Here is a 13,968-nt window from a genome sequence, read left to right as displayed (position 1 = left end):
GCTATGATTTGTGGTGGTCTTGAAGCCGCCGCAGCCAGGTCCGGAAGGGGTGCATTGCCGTCTCCGGCGTTTCCTTGATGACCCCGTCGAGGGCAAGGCGGCTTTCACTGTCGCTGCGGAGATAGAAAGCCGCAGCGTCGCGCGACCATTTCGACGTCGCCAGAGCGATAAAATCGTCTCTCAGAATCTGCTGCGCCCGCGGGTTCGACGTCGCCAGCGACCTTGCGACCGGAAGCCGTGCCCGGATGATCCAGCCCTCGCTCGGTGCAAGCTTTCGCGACATATCCAGAAACTCGACCGATCGCCCGAGATTTCCGGTACGGACAAGTTCGAGGCTCGCGGCGCGAAGCCACAGATTGCCATCATAAGGGTTGCAGCGCAGGGCTCGGCCGATCGCGTCAGCGGCCTCCGTCAACTCGCCGGCCGATGAAGCGTTTGCCGGATCGGAGATCGCCGAATCCAGATATGCCAGTCTCAGCGTCATTGCCTGACGATAAAGCTGGGGTCTGCATCCCGCGAAGGCGATGGCGGTATCGGACCGGGCCAGTTCGCGCGGCGACATTGCGGGGCCGATTTCGCCCTTCTCAAACGCTGTTGCGATATAGCTGCCGCTCATCGCCCAAACTTCGGTCGCAAGGTTCGTCAGGCTGGTCGCCAGCGCAACAATCGAAATGGCGCCGATGAATATGCGACCGGTAGAAATCCTCATGCCTTGGTCGACTCGTCGGCCCTGGGCGCGTAGTAGCCGCCGTAAGAGGCGATGGAAGAACCGGAATACTGATCGAACTTCTTAACTTCCACCTTGTTCAGCACAACGCCGATCGTTCGCGACCAGACGCGATCGTTGATGCGCATCAGTTCGGCCGCCATTTTCTTTTCGGTTCGACCCCATTCGACGACATAGACGAACGCATCGATATTGGCGGCCGTACCCCTGACATCGGCGATGGGAGCAAGCGGCGGCAAATCGAGGACGATGTAGCGGTAGCTCGATAGGCTCTCGACAAGCTTGCTGAACGCCGGCGAGCTCAGCAGCTCCCCCGTGTGCAGCACGGAACCGATGCCACCGCTCGGGATCACGGACAGGCCGGTAACTTTGTTCTTCGTAATGACGTCTTTCACCGACATGTTCTTTGTCAGGACCTCCTGCAGGCCCTTCTCGAACTGGGCGCCGAGCGCGATCGTAAGGCCGTGCTTGCGCATGTCGGCATCGATGAGCAGCGTCGGCGCGCCGGCGCTTGCCAGGGATGCCGCGAGGTTGGCGGAGATCGTCGACTTTCCTTCGTCGGGATAGGTCGAAACGATGCCAATGACGATCGGAGATTTCTGATCGACCTTGAGATCGATCTCGATCTTGATGGATCGCATGGTTTCGGCGAACTGCGACAGCGGATTGTCGATGACGTAAGAGAGGGGAACTTTCGTCTGCGTTTTGGGCCCGGCGCTTCCCAGGGGGCGCGACCAGATCTTTTGGTCGGCTTTTTCCGCCAGCGGCACCATGCCCAGAAGTTCCAGTCCAAGGACGTCGCGGACATCTTCCGCGCGGCGGAAGGTGCGATCGCGCCACTCGCGGAAGCCGCCAAGGCAGGTACCGATGGCGCCGCCCGCAACCATGGCCAGCGCAATGGCAAGCCCCCAGTTCGGTGAGCTGGCGCCGCCCGGCGGTTTGGCAGCATTGATGAGGCGCCCGTTCGAAGCGGGGAAGGATTGCCGCTGTACGGCTTCCTGATAACGCGCGAGATAGCTCTGATAGAGCGTGCGGTAGGTCTCCGCTTCGCGTTCCAGCTCGCGCATGACGACAAGAGCATCATTTGCGGATGCATTTACGGCGAGCAGTTTCGTCAGGTCGTTCTGCAAAGACGTGACGCGGCTTTGCGTGATTTCGACTTCGCTGCGCGAACCCTGGGCGATGCGCCGGAGTTCGTCCATCATCAGGCGTGAAAGTTCCGCCTTCTCGTCGCGAACGCGCTGGACCGCAGCATGCTCCGGGCCGACGCGAGCCGTCAGTTGCGTCTCCCGCTGCTGGGCTTCGATAAACTGCTGCCTGAGGCTCTGGATGGCACCGCTGTCCAGGGCTTCGGTGACGAGAGCGGTGGTGTCGTTTCTTTCGATGATCGTCGTCAGCCGGTCGAAGCGGGCGGCCGCAGTCGTCAGCTGGGTGCGCGCGACGGAAAGCTGGCTGTTGATGTCGGCGAGCTGCTGTTCGCTGACCAGCCTGCCATTGGCCGACAGAAGGCTGTTCTCCGCGCGATATTTCTGCACCGCAAGATCGGTAGTCAGCGACTGCTGCTTCAGGTCCTCGATGCGCTTCTGCAGCCATTCGCTCGCGCGCTTGGACGCTTCGAAGTTCGACGCCATCTGATCGTCGAGATAGGCGTCGACAAATCCATTGGCGATCGCGGCGGCCCGCTTTGGATCGATCGAGGTGAACTCCAGTTCCAGTCCATAGCTGCGGCCGATGCGATTGACATCGACGCCGCCCTGCAGGCGCGCGATCGCCATCGCGCGGGCCCGTTCGGGATTGGGCGGCGGCGGCGGATCTGCGAGCCCGATCGCCGTCAGCACTTTCTGAACCGAGTTGCCGAGGCTGGCGCGACGGCCCGAAAACTCTGTCAGTTTGGAAAGGTCTAGCTTGTCGACGACGAGGGCCGCGATCCGCTCGGACTTGAGGATTTCCATTTCGCTTTCGACTTCGATGGAATCGAAGGACGCGTTTGGATCGATCGCGATGCGGTCGGACGCGCCGCTATTTGTGCGGTTGATCAGAACCTTGGCCGTTGCCGTGTACTGCGGAACGGCGGAGAACAGATAGACCAGCGCAAGGATCGCCGCGACGACGACGCAGCCGGCAATGACGCCCATCTGCCGCCGCGCCGCCTGAAGGACCACGTCGAGGTTCAGCGTCGGGGACGGCGTCGGATGCACCTGGCTCGATGGGCGGTGATATTCGATCCGTTCCAGCATCATTCAATCCGGTTTCACGGGCGGATCGGACTTTGCGACCCGCCGGATGTCGAACGCAGACTTGCAATTTGTGATCCACCTCCGCCCGAGAACGAGAAGGAAGGGCCGCTCTGGGGCGTGTAGATCGACGGGCCGAGTGTTGCGGGCCCGCCGCCCGTATCGCCGATGCCTGCTGCTCCCGGGCCGGCGCTCTGCGGACCGGCGCCGCGAACGGCTGCTGTCTCAAGAAAATCGGTAATTGCGAGGAACGCCGTCAGCAGCTCGTTTTCGGCGTTACGCTCGATCTCGAGCTGGATATAGGTCGTGATATCCGGCCGATGCGGCGCGCACATACGTGCGACGCGCGCGAGTGCGCCGGCCAGAGTGCCCTTCTGATCGCTTGTCGCCTTGGCATTGACGGCGAGGAACGATTTGAGGGTTGAGATGTCCGAGCCGACGAGGCGATAGGCCTGAGAATCCAGATGATCCTTGGAGAAGGCGAGGGCCTGGTCCGGGTTGGCGAGAAATGCGTCGATTTCACCCTGGCCGAGTTTTGCCGGGGGAAGCATGCACCCGCCGATCGGCACCACATCCAAGGGATTGACCGTCGGTGCCGCCTGAGAGTTCCCGGCCGCCGCAGGCGGCGTCGAAACATCCTGGGCCTCTGCCAGAACAGGGGACATGAAAAGACATGCCGTCAAAACGATGAGTGAGCGAGCCATGTTACGCCTCTACTCTTACGCCTCCATGGCGCCTTGATGGCGCAACATTGAGGTCCGGGACGGGGCGCTAACGCTTCGCGCACCCCTCGCCAGAAAGCCAGCCGCGGAACCAAGTACAACAGATAAAGGCAAAGTGAAACCAAATATTTGCAGCGAAAAGTCAATAACGTTATGAGCGGTGATTGCGAACAACAAAGCCACTGCTGCCCATTTTATCGTCAATCCTGAAGAGCCCGAGTTGACCCTTAGTATAAATACCGCAGCGATTACGTAAAACGCGGCCACAGCCACCAGAAACGGCCAGCCCAGCTCAAACAGCCCCTGTAAATAGAAGCTGTGTGCTGTTTCCCATATGCCGGAGATGCCACAGCCTATGTTCCTATAGGCCGGCAGCACCCATTCGAACCAACCGAGACCTGCACCCCAGGGTAGGAAATCTTTGATCCCTCGCAACGTCGCCTCGTAAACACAGGCGCGGCTGTCGTCCAAAAATCCTTCGACGGAAAAGCGCGCTGCCAAACGGCCGGCCAGCACCGGCAGACCGATAAGCAGCATCGAGAGCGCGCCGCCCCAGACCCATTTCGCCGGAACCCCGCCGAAGAGCTGGCGGCGGCTCACCAGCGCAAAACACAGCATTGCGGAGAAGAAGATCACGATGCCGGCACGGGAGACTGTCGCAAAAAAAGCGATCAGCACGATGACAAGACACAGGATCCTCAAGCGGGGCAGCCGATTTCTCCGATCGATGACCAAGGAGATGCGGGCCAGCGATATCAGCGCCACCATCCCGTAATAGGCCGCGGCCGTATTGCGGTTAACGAAGGGCAGGGTCAGGCTCGAAAGATAGGCGCTCTTGGCCTCCCAGAAAATCCAGCCCGGCATAAATACCTGTTGCAGCAAGGCAATCGCTGCAAACGCTGTCCCCGTCACTACACAGGCGTCCCAGAGCCGGGCAAGATTTCCCGGTGGGCGCGCCGCGATCGCGGCGAGACTGAAGGCCAAGGCGGCTGCCATGACCGGTTGACACGCAAGGAGTGCGCCATGTGCTGCTTCAACCCCGTTTGTAAGAACGGGGATCAGGATCTCAGATCCCGGCGGCGCGCGGTGCATCAGGAACAGCGCATGAAACAGGACATACAGAACAACCGCTCCAGTGAAGGCGAACGTTGTTGCGATTACACGAGCGGCCCCCCCGACGCCGCCGCGTATGGCGACGAATAGGCCCACGCCTGCCAAAACCAGGGTCCATAGCGATTGGGTGAGGCCGTCCGTCGATCCGAACGGCAAAGGCGCAAGGCCAAGTATGAGGATACTTGCGAAGAAGGCCGCGCGGCGCGAACCGGCGGAGCGCAGCTGAGTAGTCAAAGCAGAACCTGCGGACCTCGGCCGCCGATTTTCAGGCAGGTCAGGGTTCCCGTTGCAAAGGCCCCGGTATCGATATTGATCCGGTTCGGGCGAAACTCCGGCGCCACCACCGGCGTATGGCCATGCACAACAATCCGCCCGAAGTCGCCCGTATGCTCGAGAAAATCCGCACGGATCGTCGTCAGGTCGTTTTCGGACTGCTTTTGGAGATCGACAGACGGCCGGACTCCGGCATGCGCGAAGAAATAGCCGCCGATTTCATAGTGCGATGGTAATGTTTCGAGGAAGTCGGCGTGCTCCTGCGGCAGGTTGGCAAGAAGCTCCGTATGTACCTGTCGACGACTGCGGCTGGCCAGAGTTCCGACATTCACACCGTAGGACGCAAGGGTGGATCCCGCTCCTAGGCGCAGCCACGCGTCAAGGCAGCCGGGATCCTGCAAAAAGCCGAGCAGCATGTCTTCGTGATTGCCGCGCAGGCAGACGAGTTCGTGTTGCTCGCGCCGTTTGACGAGCTTGGCAATTGTTTTGGCCGAGTCTCCGCCACGGTCGATATAGTCGCCGAGATACACCTCGAGAACGCGCCCTTTGGAGTCCTGCGTGTCGCGATCGATCCGGCGATGAATGATTTCAAGCAGGTCGGCGCGTCCGTGCACATCGCCAACGACATATATCGTCGTGCCAACCGGCGCCGGCGGATAAACGGTGACGCCCGGCCCCTGCGATGTTGCGTCGGGTCCGCCTTCGGGAAGGCGGGCGGTGGTCAATCTCCTTTTCATGCTTGAGAAGATCATGCGCACCATTTCGGCCTTGCTCGGGCCTTTCAAGCTGCCGCTTTCGTCTTGCCGGTGAAAATCCGGTCCTGTTCGGACCGTAGCTGATCGATCAGGCGTCCGGTCGGAAGATCGACATCTTCATAGGTCAGGACGGCGTCTTTCGGCACGTCGCGCTTCAGGCGGCATCCTTCGGCCATACCCATCGGCAGAAGCTTGGCGCGCGAGATGTCGTACCGCTCGCATTGCCCATAGGTCATATATCCGCCGAGCCCATCGATCGTCTCGCCGGCCTTGAGGTCGATTTTTGCGGTCGTAACCACATCCACTTCCGGACCGTCCAGCGGCTGCAGGACCGGGTCGCCGAGGAGAACGACACGCGCCGCCGAGATCGGCACCTCGAAATGGCAAAGATGATAGGGCGTGTAGAAGCTGTAGAGCGGGCCCTCGCCGAGCTTGTATAGATTGAGGTAGTGCTGCTGCTTCGGATCGGAATGTTCAGCAAGAACATAAATTCCGGGTCCCGGCTTTGCGCCGACGACATATTCGACAATGCCCCTGCGTTCGCGCAGCATCTCAATGTCGTAGACCTTCGTCAGTTCATCGACATGGCCTTGATGATCGAGGCCGAGCATGCCGCGCCGGGCAATGCTCATGCCCGTCGCATTGGCGACGATCGCCTGCTCGAAGCTGATCTTCGTGCCGTCGGCGAAGCTCGTGACCATGTACGGATTCTGGCCCCACTTTTTGGCGAACCCTTCCTGCGTCGTCGGATTGCGATAGGGGTCCTGAAGGCCCTTGATGTTGCCGCAGACCAGCGGGTTCAGGCCCAGCGATTTCACGAACCGGTGGAGATTCAACTGAACGCCGGGCTGATCGCCGTCGCTGCCGGAAAAAATCACACCGGCTTTTTCGGCATAACACTTCAGTAGCGGGCCGACGGTTCCGTCGAGCTCGGCATTCATCGACACCATATGCTTGCCGTGCTTAATGGCGTGCATGGTGAGCCGGGCGCCATACTCAACCGCGCCGGTGACATCGATGAGACAATCTATCCCGTCAACCTCGCACAGAAGATCGGCGTCGTCGGTGACCGCGGGCGTTCCCGCCTCGATGGCCTTCTGCAAAGCAAAGCGGTTTCCAACCGAGACCGGTTTCTCGACGCCTGCATATTTGTAGGCATTTATCGCTTTCGCTTCGGTGCGGTTGGCGATCGCGACGAGTTCCATTCCGACCGTCGAATTGACGATCTGATTGGCAACACCCTGGCCCATAAAGCCGGCGCCGATCATCGCGACGCGCACCGGACTTTTCTCGGATGCGCGGCGGGCCAGAAGACGATCGACGATTATCATGTGTTTCTCGCGTCTATTTGATGCCGCGCAGAAGCTCGACACCGTGAAAGGCGGGATCGAAAGACGGCCAGGATTTGTCTTTGTCGGAAACGGCGACAGGCTCGACGGGCCAGTCGATATCGAGCCATTCGTCGTCAAAACGAAGGCCGCGCTCCAGCTCCGGAACATAGGCCGCGCTCACGAGATAAAGGGCTTCCGCATTGTCGCTGGTTGTCACGAACCCATGCGCAAAACCCCGCGGCACATACATCATGGTGCGGTTGTCCGCGCTGAGCTCGTGTCCGAAAGATTTGCCGTAGGTGGGCGAGTCCGGCCGCAGATCGACGATCACATCGTAAAGCGAACCCTTGACGGCGCGCACGACCTTCACTTCGGCGGCCGGCGCCAGCTGGTAATGCATGCCACGGAGCGTACCCTTGCTCGATGTCAGGGAATTGTTGATCTGCAGGTAGCGCGTCTCGAGACCGGCCTTCGCGAATTCCTCTTCACAGAAGAAGCGGGCGAAGAAACCGCGATCGTCTCCCCGCTTTTCGAGTTCGATGAGAAAGGCGCCCTGAAGCGGTGTCTCGACAAACTTCATTGCGCCGCAGTCCGCATAGGCGTTCCCGCGGCCGGCAGAAGATCATCGGTCAGCTGACCGCGCGCGATATGACGCTCGAGAACCTTCAAACGGATGAGCTGCGAATTGCGGTAGTCGGTGTCGGCGAAGTCGAGCTCGGCGAGACGGTCGGCCAGTTCGGCGATCGCGCCCTCAAGCGTTTCGATGGGCTGATGGTCGGGTGCAAGCTGGCGGAACAGCGCAAAGTCGACCTTGTAGGAACGCTTGTCCGGCGGCGCGTCCTTGTTAATCGAGAGCTCGGCGTCCGGAAAGCGCGCCTTGACGGCGTTGGCAAGGTCGAGAACCTGATAGTTCCAGCGGTCGGACCCGGCGTTGACGACCAGCATCTGGCCGCCATTTTGCGGCGAGCGCGTAATCGCCCATTCGATGGCCCGCGCCATGTCCCGGACATGGATCAGCGGGCGCCAGGGGCTGCCGTCGCTCAGCACCGTGATTTGGCGGGCGACCAGCGCGCCAGCGACAAGATCGTTCAGAACGAGATCGAGGCGCAGACGAGGCGACATTCCGCACGCTGTCGCGAAGCGGAGACAGGTCACGGTCATGTTGTGCTTCGGCAACGCCGCGAGAGCGACTTCCGTCGCGATCTTCGATCTTGCATAGGCGGTGAGGGGATCGGTCGGATCCTTTTCCGTCCGCGGCACGCCGCTCGCGGCAAATCCGTAAATGCTGCAGCTCGACGCAAAGACGAAATTCTTCACGCCCGCTCCGGCGGCGAGCTTTGCCACTTCGACGGTCGTGCGGTGATTGATCTCGTCGGTGACGGTTTCGAACTTCTTGCCCATCGGATCGTTCGAGACGGCGGCAAGATGAACGATAGCGTCGTAGCGGCCGATCTCTTCCGCAGACCACGTGCGCAGATCGCCGAAATGCTGTTCGTCGAGAGCGGTTTCCGGAAGGCCGCTGGCGGATGTCAGGCAGTGCGCAAACCAGGCCGCATCCAGCCCGATCAGAGTTGCATCCGGAAATGCGTGCCGCAAATGGGCGGCCACCACCGGTCCGATATAACCCATATTGCCGTTGATCAGGATGCGCATGTCGTCACCACACCTTCCAGGGAGCTTTTCCGCTCGCCCATAAATCCTCAAGCAGCCCGCGATCGCGCAGCGTGTCCATCGGCTGCCAGAAGCCATCATGATGATGAACCGACAACTGCCCTTCGTCCGCCAGCCGTTCGAGCGGCTCGCGTTCCCAGACCGTGCTGTCATCTGCAATGTACGCGCCGACTTTCGGGCTGAGCACGAAATAGCCGCCGTTGATCCAGCCGCCTTCTTCCGGTTTTTCGCGGAAGCCAAGAACCTTGCTGTCCTGGGTCCGCAGAATGCCGAAACGGCCCGGCGGCTGCGTGGCAGTGACGGTCGCGAGCCGGCCCTCGGCCCGATGAAGTGCGATGGTCTTGGTGATATCGACGTTTCCGACGCCGTCGCCGTAGGTTAGGCAGAATTCCTTGTCGTCGGCGACGTAAGGAATGATGCGCTTGATGCGCCCGCCGACCTGAGTGTTCTGTCCCGTATCGACAAGCGTTACACGCCAGGGCTCGGCATTCTTGGTATGTATAGTCTGCGACCCGTCACGTAGATCGAACGTCACGTCGCAGCCATTCAAGAAGTAGTTTGCGAAGTAGCTGCGGATATATTCGCCTTTATATCCCAGGCAGATCACGAAATCATTGATCCCGTGGCTGCTGTATATTTTCATGATGTGCCACAGGATCGGCTTGCCGCCGACTTCTACCATGGGTTTTGGACGGATTACGGTCTCCTCGGAAAGCCGTGTGCCGAGACCGCCAGCTAAAATGACAGCTTTCATACGCGTTTACCCAGTTTGAAAGCGGCAAAACCAACTTTTGCTTAAAGCCTTGCTAAAATTCTAACAAGGAATAAAAAGAAACATCCTTTACGGGTACATGCCCATTACTTGGGCAATTGGAAAGAGAGCCCGTCCAGACCTTCTGGAGACTCGGATGCGTGTTGCGTTCCAGATCAACATCCACCACATGCCCGATCAATTCAGGTGGCTCTTCTCAGCCATCTATAATGAGACCGATCTGTTTCTTGTTCATGTCAACAAGCGCTCGGATCAGGCCTTCTACGATCAAATCGAAAGCCTAGTAGCGGGTCTGGACAATGTACGCCTGATGACACGGCAGCCGATCGTCTGGGGCGGCTGGAGTATGGTCGATTGCGAACTGCGCGGCATTCGCGAAGCGCTCGCCGATAACGAGACCTGGGACTACTTTGTCAGGCTCAGCGGTCAGGATTATCCTTTATGTACGTACGATGAGCGTGTTCGCGGTTTGCGCCGGCTGAACGGTCGTAGCGCAATCGGGCTCAGCGCGGGCCCCATCATGGGTGAGCATGCGGATGCGCGAACCCAGCGGTTTCATTTCGAATGGCAGGGCAAGCTGCGTTATCTGCCTTTGATCAGTTCGCGCCTGCTCGGCAAGGCGCCGCCCTTGAAGGGCAATGCGTGGCACGCCCTCAGCCGCGAGTTTTGCGAATGGCTGGCCACCGCGCCGGAAACAAAGCGGCTCGCCCGTCGGCTTCGTTTCTCCAAAATTCCCGATGAAGCCTTCATGCACAACCTCATCGCCGACAGTCCGTTTGCGGACCGTTGGCTCAATGAAGGCACGCATCTCGAATTCTGGCAGCCGACAAAGCCAAGCCCCGATATCGTGCGGATGAGCAATCTTTCGGCTCTCTGCAACAGCCAAAGAATGTTTGCTCGAAAGTTCGATGCCGGCGAGGATTCGGATGTGATGAACTTTCTGTCCGCACGGATCGGTGCGCCGGGCTTCTCGGTTTCCGATCTGCTCGAGGACGGCGAGCCGCCAACGAGAGAGCCGCGTGTGGCCGCAAGCCTTGTCGCGGGAATTCTCGGCGTCTGATGCGCGTGCCCGGGATCGTGCCGTCACGGTCCGATAAAACCGGGCTATTCGGTCGTTAGGCGTATCGACATCCCCGGCGATAAAGCGCAATACCCCCGAACTGAATTCATTTTGGAGTCGTCGCCGCACGAACGGGTTGTGGCCGCAGACATTTCACGCATGACGAAAAAGAAGAGATCGCGCGGGCAGAAGCTGGCGGTCAATCTTGCCACTCTTGCCGTCGGTCTTGCCGGGGGCGGGGTGTTCACCTTTCTCGGCGTGCCCGCCGGCTGGATGTCGGGGGCGCTCGTCATGTGCGCTCTGGCTTCCATGGTCGGCGTGCCGGTCGGTGTGAACCGGTGGCTGCGCGATGGGGTTTTCATGCTTCTCGGCACGTCGATGGGCGCGGCGGTGACACCCGCGACCATTGCCAGCCTGCCGGCTTGGCCGATCTCGATGGCTCTGTTGATCGTGTCGCTGCCGGTGCTGGTGTTCATCCTCGTCGCCTATCTCGAGCGCGCCGCCGCCTGGGACCGCCGCACCTCTTTCTTTGCCGCCGCGCCCGGGGCGCTGTCGGCCGTTCTCGTCATGTCGGAAGTGGCGGGTGCCGATATGAGGCGCGTCGTCTTCGCACAATTCATCCGTCTCTTTCTGCTTGTCGCCTGCATCCCGACGGCGATCGTTGCGGCGGGCCATGCCGATGCGGTCATGCGCGTCGCGGCAGTCGAGACGAATACGCTCGCACTTGTACTGACATTGTGCGCGGGCCTTGCAGGCGGCATTTTCGGCATGCTGATCCGCTTTCCCGCCGGCGCCATGATCGGCGCGATGCTGGTGAGCGCGGTTCTCTACGGCTCCGGCATCGTCCATGAGAGGATCCCGCCGCTTCTTCTGATCTTCGGGTTTGTCGTGCTTGGCGCAAACGCCGGCAGCCGCTTTGCCGGTACAAGTTTTTCGACGCTGAAGACCTATCTCTTGCCGGCGGTCATTGCCGTTGTGCTGGCCTCCGCGGTGTCGTTTGTGTTTGCGTTCGCGGCCGCCGCGCTGACGGGCGATTCATTGGCGAAGATGATCTTGGCCTTCATGCCCGGCGCGCTGGAAGCCATGGTGATCATGGCCTTCCTCTTGGATGTCGACCCGGCTTTTGTGGCGGCGCATCATCTCGTGCGCTTTTTGTGCATCGCCTTCTCGCTGCCGCTCATCGTGCGCTTCCTCTTCCAGCCGCGGAAAATGCCGACAGATGAGGATTACGCAGCGGAAGAAGAAGTGAAGGACTGAAGTCCCCGAGGCGCTTATGCGCTGTCCGGCAGCCGCCCCGCGCGGGCGACGAGGATATCCGCCGCAATCACCATGAAACTCGCGGCCAAAGCGGCGAGGTAATAGTCCCAATCCGCCGGCCAGAAATTCCAGCTCGCCGCGCCGACCGTAACATCATGGGTGATTTCAAGCGCGGTCAGCCCGGCAACGCCGGCAAACAAAGCCGGCATGGTGCGCAGCAGCGCGGCGCGCCCTGAGAATTCAAACCCGCCGGTGTTCCATTGCGACAGATCGGGAATGAGCGCCGGTATCTGCTTGCGCCAGTCCGCGGCGATCGCGCCGAGCGCGCGCGCCGTTTCTTCGTCGCGGATCGCGGCCGCTGTTGCAAGGAGCGCAAGCACGAGCGGCGCGCCGAGGGCAATGAACCACAGGACCTGCGTGCCGATGATAAGGCCGGCGCCCATCAGCGCGTCGGACACGAGAACGGGATGGCGCAGGACCGAATAGGCGCCGTGGGTCTTGAGGGCGGTGTCCGGCACGCTCTGGAAGCCGAACGCCGAAACGCGCAGCGCGATGCCGATCAGAACGAGGCCGACGCTCAGCGTCTCGAAAATGTCCTCGCCGGGGCCGGCCAGCATGGTCGTGAGGTCGTCCGGGGAAAGGATGACGACGGCAAGCGCCGACGCCGCAACGAGGATGCGGAAAGCACCCTCCCAGCGCCGGTGCGGCGCGAGATCTGCGAGAAAACGGGCGAGTGCGAGCATCCGATCCTCAGATCCCGTCCGGGAATCCGGACGGCTTATCGGTATCTCTGTTGTGCGACGGGTTTCTGTCGGTTTTCTGTCATTTCGGGAATTTGATCTAAGTCAAATCCGCATATCCCGGCCGCCTTAGGGTTTTTTTCTGTTCCACCCGGAAACCTCGCTTGGCCCGCACCCGAAGCCCGAACCGAAAAAAATCCAAAGCCGCCAATGCCGGCTCTTCGGTTTTCCAGGACATCGCCCGCAACCCGCTGCTCTGGCTGCTCGCGGCTGTTCCCGCCGTCCTCTGGATAGGGCACGCCCGGCCGGATCAATCGACCCTTCTCTTCATCCTGTCGGCGCTGGCAATTGTGCCGCTTGCGGCGCTGCTCAGCCGCGCGACGGAATCGATCGCTCACCGAACGGGCGATGCGATCGGCGGTCTCCTCAATGCGACGCTCGGAAACCTGACGGAACTCATTATCGCGCTCACGGCGCTGAAGGCCGGGGAATATATGCTGGTGAAAGCATCGATCGTCGGCGCCATCGTTTCGAACACGCTGTTCATGCTCGGCAGCTCGTTTCTGCTCGGCGGCCTCAAATACCATACGCAGGAATTCAACCGCTCCACGGCGCGGCTGCAGGCCGGCATGCTGTTCCTTGCGAGTGTTGCGCTCGTCGTGCCTTCGGCCTTCGGCGCGGTGCAGGGAGAGCAGATCACAGCCAAGCTTAGCTTCCTGCTCGCGGTGCTTCTCATCCTGACTTATGGCTGCGGGCTTGTTTTCTCGCTCGGAACCCATCGCGGCTATTTCGGGTCAGCCGTCAGCGCTGGCGGACATGACGAGGAGGAGGGGCTCTGGCCGGTGGGCGAGGCCGTCGCCGTGCTCGTCATTGCGACTTTGCTGATCGCCTTTGTTGCCGAAGTCTTCGTCCACTCGCTGGAAGGCGCAGGTGCTGCACTTGGCATGGGCGGCGCCTTCATCGGTTTTGTTGTCGTCGCCATTGTCGGCGCCGCCGGCGAAATCGTTGCCGCCTGGTCGGGTGCGCGAAAGAACAAGCTCGATCTCAGCGTCGGCATTGCGCTCGGCAGCGCGGTGCAGATCGCATTGTTCGTAGCCCCCGTTCTCGTTCTGCTGAGCTTTGTCATAGGACCGGCGCCGATGACGCTGGAGTTCTGGCCGGGTGCGATCTTCATGGTGTTTGCCGCATCGCTCGTTGCGGCTCTGGTCTCGGGCTCGGGCCGGTCGGCGTGGTTTCTCGGTCTCTTGATCCTGAGCGTTTATGCGACCTTCGCCATCACGCTTTATATCCTGCCCCCGCAAGCGCACTGAGAC

Annotated in this window: 13 protein-coding genes; 3 read left to right on the top strand and 10 right to left on the bottom strand. The window is 60.7% G+C overall.

Features of this window, described 5'->3' with window-relative positions:
- Nucleotide 1 precedes the first annotated feature (1 nt).
- From IZ6_RS13355 to rfbF, 9 genes are read right to left on the bottom strand one after another with little or no spacing between them, the layout of a single operon-like run.
- Complete coding sequence (locus tag IZ6_RS13355; protein WP_222875537.1) at nucleotides 2-709, bottom strand: hypothetical protein; 708 nt, start codon at nucleotides 707-709, stop codon at nucleotides 2-4.
- Entirely contained in the window at nucleotides 706-2,967 is a 2,262-nt protein-coding gene (locus IZ6_RS13350; protein ID WP_222875536.1) for a polysaccharide biosynthesis tyrosine autokinase, read from the bottom strand. The genes IZ6_RS13355 and IZ6_RS13350 overlap by 4 nt, the downstream gene beginning before the upstream one ends.
- A gap of 11 nt (nucleotides 2,968-2,978) precedes the next feature.
- On the bottom strand, nucleotides 2,979-3,665 hold the full coding sequence (locus IZ6_RS13345) for a hypothetical protein (protein ID WP_222875535.1): 687 nt from the start codon (nucleotides 3,663-3,665) through the stop codon (nucleotides 2,979-2,981).
- Nucleotides 3,666-3,680: 15 nt separating this feature from the next.
- Entirely contained in the window at nucleotides 3,681-5,030 is a 1,350-nt protein-coding gene (locus tag IZ6_RS13340) for an O-antigen ligase family protein (protein WP_222875534.1), read from the bottom strand.
- Complete coding sequence (locus IZ6_RS13335; protein ID WP_225873909.1) at nucleotides 5,027-5,794, bottom strand: metallophosphoesterase family protein; 768 nt, start codon at nucleotides 5,792-5,794, stop codon at nucleotides 5,027-5,029. Before IZ6_RS13335 ends, IZ6_RS13340 begins: the two co-directional genes overlap by 4 nt.
- 56 nt (nucleotides 5,795-5,850) lie before the next feature.
- A complete protein-coding gene (locus tag IZ6_RS13330; RefSeq protein ID WP_222875533.1) occupies nucleotides 5,851-7,155 on the bottom strand; it encodes an NAD(P)H-dependent oxidoreductase in 1,305 nt (434 codons plus the stop codon).
- Between the two features lie 13 nt (nucleotides 7,156-7,168).
- Nucleotides 7,169-7,735, bottom strand: coding sequence for a dTDP-4-dehydrorhamnose 3,5-epimerase (gene rfbC / locus IZ6_RS13325; RefSeq protein WP_222875532.1), 567 nt, complete (start codon nucleotides 7,733-7,735; stop codon nucleotides 7,169-7,171).
- Nucleotides 7,732-8,808 carry an NAD-dependent epimerase/dehydratase family protein gene (locus IZ6_RS13320; protein WP_222875531.1) on the bottom strand — a complete coding sequence of 359 codons (1,077 nt, stop codon included), beginning with the start codon at nucleotides 8,806-8,808 and terminating at the stop codon, nucleotides 7,732-7,734. Before IZ6_RS13320 ends, rfbC begins: the two co-directional genes overlap by 4 nt.
- 4 nt (nucleotides 8,809-8,812) lie before the next feature.
- Nucleotides 8,813-9,580, bottom strand: coding sequence for a glucose-1-phosphate cytidylyltransferase (gene rfbF / locus IZ6_RS13315; RefSeq protein WP_222875530.1), 768 nt, complete (start codon nucleotides 9,578-9,580; stop codon nucleotides 8,813-8,815).
- A 154-nt stretch (nucleotides 9,581-9,734) separates the two neighbouring features.
- Between rfbF and IZ6_RS13310 the strand changes: the two genes are divergently transcribed.
- Nucleotides 9,735-10,658 carry a beta-1,6-N-acetylglucosaminyltransferase gene (locus IZ6_RS13310; RefSeq protein WP_222875529.1) on the top strand — a complete coding sequence of 308 codons (924 nt, stop codon included), beginning with the start codon at nucleotides 9,735-9,737 and terminating at the stop codon, nucleotides 10,656-10,658.
- A 159-nt stretch (nucleotides 10,659-10,817) separates the two neighbouring features.
- Nucleotides 10,818-11,915, top strand: a complete 1,098-nt coding sequence (locus IZ6_RS13305) for an AbrB family transcriptional regulator (RefSeq protein ID WP_222875528.1) — start codon at nucleotides 10,818-10,820, stop codon at nucleotides 11,913-11,915.
- A gap of 14 nt (nucleotides 11,916-11,929) precedes the next feature.
- Here IZ6_RS13305 and IZ6_RS13300 read toward each other — a convergent pair whose 3' ends face one another.
- Nucleotides 11,930-12,658, bottom strand: coding sequence for a hypothetical protein (locus tag IZ6_RS13300; RefSeq protein ID WP_222875527.1), 729 nt, complete (start codon nucleotides 12,656-12,658; stop codon nucleotides 11,930-11,932).
- A gap of 161 nt (nucleotides 12,659-12,819) precedes the next feature.
- Between IZ6_RS13300 and cax the strand changes: the two genes are divergently transcribed.
- Nucleotides 12,820-13,965, top strand: coding sequence for a calcium/proton exchanger (gene cax / locus IZ6_RS13295; protein ID WP_222875526.1), 1,146 nt, complete (start codon nucleotides 12,820-12,822; stop codon nucleotides 13,963-13,965).
- Nucleotides 13,966-13,968: the final 3 nt, after the last annotated feature.

The sequence above is a fragment of the Terrihabitans soli genome, from assembly GCF_014191545.1.
GTDB classification, from domain to species: domain Bacteria; phylum Pseudomonadota; class Alphaproteobacteria; order Rhizobiales; family Methylopilaceae; genus Flaviflagellibacter; species Flaviflagellibacter soli.
The sequence above is the reverse complement of the archived record's forward strand: the minus strand, read 5'-3'. Positions and strand labels throughout refer to the sequence as shown.

Excerpts from the sequence above, each read along its gene's own strand:
- IZ6_RS13320 (WP_222875531.1), bottom strand. The coding sequence starts at position 8,808 with ATGCGCATCCTGATCAACGGCAATATGGGTTATATCGGACCGGTGGTG.
- rfbF (WP_222875530.1), bottom strand. The coding sequence starts at position 9,580 with ATGAAAGCTGTCATTTTAGCTGGCGGTCTCGGCACACGGCTTTCCGAG.
- IZ6_RS13355 (WP_222875537.1), bottom strand. The coding sequence starts at position 709 with ATGAGGATTTCTACCGGTCGCATATTCATCGGCGCCATTTCGATTGTT.
- rfbC (WP_222875532.1), bottom strand. The coding sequence starts at position 7,735 with ATGAAGTTTGTCGAGACACCGCTTCAGGGCGCCTTTCTCATCGAACTC.
- IZ6_RS13300 (WP_222875527.1), bottom strand. The coding sequence starts at position 12,658 with ATGCTCGCACTCGCCCGTTTTCTCGCAGATCTCGCGCCGCACCGGCGC.
- IZ6_RS13330 (WP_222875533.1), bottom strand. The coding sequence starts at position 7,155 with ATGATAATCGTCGATCGTCTTCTGGCCCGCCGCGCATCCGAGAAAAGT.
- IZ6_RS13310 (WP_222875529.1), top strand. The coding sequence starts at position 9,735 with ATGCGTGTTGCGTTCCAGATCAACATCCACCACATGCCCGATCAATTC.
- IZ6_RS13305 (WP_222875528.1), top strand. The coding sequence starts at position 10,818 with ATGACGAAAAAGAAGAGATCGCGCGGGCAGAAGCTGGCGGTCAATCTT.
- IZ6_RS13350 (WP_222875536.1), bottom strand. The coding sequence starts at position 2,967 with ATGATGCTGGAACGGATCGAATATCACCGCCCATCGAGCCAGGTGCAT.
- IZ6_RS13345 (WP_222875535.1), bottom strand. The coding sequence starts at position 3,665 with ATGGCTCGCTCACTCATCGTTTTGACGGCATGTCTTTTCATGTCCCCT.